The following is a 2,483-nucleotide window of genomic DNA, read 5'->3' on the forward strand; positions in this document are numbered from 1 at the left end:
CAAGGCCACCTCGACGCTGTCCGGCACGTGCAAGCCGGGCACCCCGGCATCCTGAATCCCGCCCTTCCCCGCCCCACCCCGACAACGCCCTCGAAGGACTTCGACATGACGATCACCCAGGAGCAGGCCACCTGGTTCTCCCAGACCTTCTCGCAGATCGCCGACAACGTCGAGCGCGCGGTGCTCGGCAAGCGGCACGTCGTCGAGCTGGTGCTCACGGCGATGCTCAGCGACGGCCACGTACTGCTCGAAGACGTGCCGGGCACGGGCAAGACCTCGCTCGCCCGCGCGGTGGCCCAGTCGGTGCAGGGCACCAACACGCGCATCCAGTTCACGCCCGACCTGCTGCCCGGCGACATCACGGGCATCACCGTGTACGACCAGAAGACGGGCACGTTCGAGTTCCACACCGGGCCGATCTTCGCCAACATCGTGCTGGCCGATGAGATCAACCGCGCCAGCCCCAAGACGCAGTCGGCTCTGCTCGAGGTGATGGAAGAGGGCAAGGTCACCATCGACGGCGTCTCGCGCGAGGTCGGCGTGCCCTTCCTGGTACTCGCCACCCAGAACCCCGTCGAGCAGGCCGGCACCTACCGTCTGCCCGAAGCGCAGCTCGACCGGTTCCTGCTGCGCACCTCGCTGGGTTATCCGGACCACGCGGCGACCGTGCGCATCCTCGACGGCGCGCCCGTCGCCACCGCCGAACTGCGCCCCATCATCACGCCGCAGGCGATGGTGGGAATGGCCGACCTCGCGGCAGGCGTCTACGTGGACGCTCTCGTCCTCGACTACATCGCGCGTCTCGTGGATGCCACCCGCACGGCCGACGAGGTGCGCCTCGGCGTGAGCATTCGCGGGGCCCTCGCGCTCACGCGCGCGACGCGCGCCCGGGCCGCGTCCCAGGGGCGCACGTACGCCACCCCCGACGACGTCAAGGCGCTCGCCGTCGCGGTGCTGTCGCACCGACTGATCCTGCACCCCGAGGCGGAGTTCGACGGCGTCACCCAGGAGGCCGTGATCGGTCAGGTGCTGCTCGACACCGCGCCGCCCACGCAGCGCGAGAGCGCGTGAGCATGGAGCCTCGCTCGACGTCGCCATCGCCGCCGGGAGGTGAGCGGTGCCCGATGTGAACCTCACCGAGTCGCGCCTGACGCGCACTTCGGCCGGCACATTCCGCACCGGTTCGCGCACGTCCCTCACCTCGACCTCGGTGCGGCGGCAGCGCCGGATCGTGCGGGCGGTCGTCCGCCTCGCCGAGGCCTGGCGCGCGATCCGCGAGGCCGTGGTCGCCGCGGTGCGCTGGGCGGGCAGGACCGTTCGGCCCGCCGGGGCGGTCGTCGCCGTCGCGGCGAGCGTCGGGCTGGTGTGCGGATTGCTCTTCGGGTGGGTGGAGTGGATGGTCGCGGGCAGCGCCGCGCTTCTGCTGCTCGCGATGAGCGTCCCGTTCCTCTTCGGCGCGCGCTCCTACGACGTCGACCTGGACCTCGCGCACGAGCGGGTCGTCGCGGGCACCGGCGTCACGGGCGAGATCGTCGTGCGCAACGACGGCGCCCGCGCCGCTCTTCCGGGGCGTCTGGACATCCCCGTCGGTCGGGTGCTGGTCGAGTTCGGGGTGCCGTTCCTGCGTCCCGGCGCCGTGACCACCGAGCCGCTGGTGATCCCGCCGCTCCCGCGCGGCGTCGTGCGTGTGGGGCCGGTCACCACGGTCCGTAGCGATCCCGTGGGTCTGCTCCGGCGCGAGCACGCCTTCGACGACGTGCACGATCTCTTCGTCCATCCGCGAACGGTCGCCCTCCCGTCGACGAGCGCGGGCCTCGTCCGCGACCTCGAGGGAAGCGCCACACGACGCCTGGTCGACGCCGACATGTCGTTCCACGCGATCCGCGAGTACGTCCCCGGCGATTCGCGGCGACAGGTGCACTGGAAGTCGACGGCGAAGACCGGTCGGCTGATGGTGCGCCAGTACGAGGAGTCGCGTCGCTCCCGCATGGCGGTGGTGCTCGCCGCGGCGACCCCCGAGTACGCGGATGCCGACGAGTACGAGCTCGCGGTGTCGGCGGCCGCTTCGCTGGGGCTGCGCGCGGTCCGCGACGCGCGCGACATCGACATCGTCACCGGCTCCGAGATCCCCCGTGTCGTCAAGGGCCGGCTGCGCGCCATCCGGCACGTGCCCGTCGTATCGCCCCGGGCGATGCTCGACGGTTTCAGCGGACTCGATCGCCACGACAACACGATGGCGGTCGAGGACGTGTGCCGTCTGGCGTCCGAGGCGAACGAGCGCCTGTCGATCGCCTTCGTGGTGGTGGGTTCGGCCGTCCCGCTCGCGCGCCTGCGACAGGCCGCTCTCGCGTTCCCGGCGGACACCGCGGTCGCCGCGGTCATCTGCGACGAGCGCGCCCACCCCCGGATGCAGAGTGTCGCCGGACTGACGGTGCTGACCATCGGCACCCTCGACGACCTGTCGGGCCTGCTCGTGCGGGGAG

At 71.8% G+C, this 2,483-nt stretch carries 2 protein-coding genes; both read left to right on the forward strand.

Annotated elements, in window-relative coordinates:
• Positions 1-105 precede the first annotated feature (105 nt).
• A complete protein-coding gene (locus DBR36_RS13355) occupies positions 106-1,071 on the forward strand; it encodes a MoxR family ATPase (RefSeq protein WP_108320155.1) in 966 nt (321 codons plus the stop codon).
• Positions 1,072-1,117: 46 nt separating this feature from the next.
• On the forward strand, positions 1,118-2,483 hold a 1,366-nt coding region (locus DBR36_RS13360), incomplete at its 3' end, for a DUF58 domain-containing protein (protein WP_108320157.1).

Origin of the sequence: Microbacterium sp. HMWF026, assembly GCF_003061325.1 — a bacterium.
Lineage (GTDB): Bacteria > Actinomycetota > Actinomycetes > Actinomycetales > Microbacteriaceae > Microbacterium > Microbacterium testaceum_E.

What these genes read in the sequence shown, in the direction of transcription:
- DBR36_RS13355 (WP_108320155.1), top strand. Translation starts at nt 106, where the DNA reads ATGACGATCACCCAGGAGCAGGCCACCTGGTTCTCCCAGACCTTCTCG.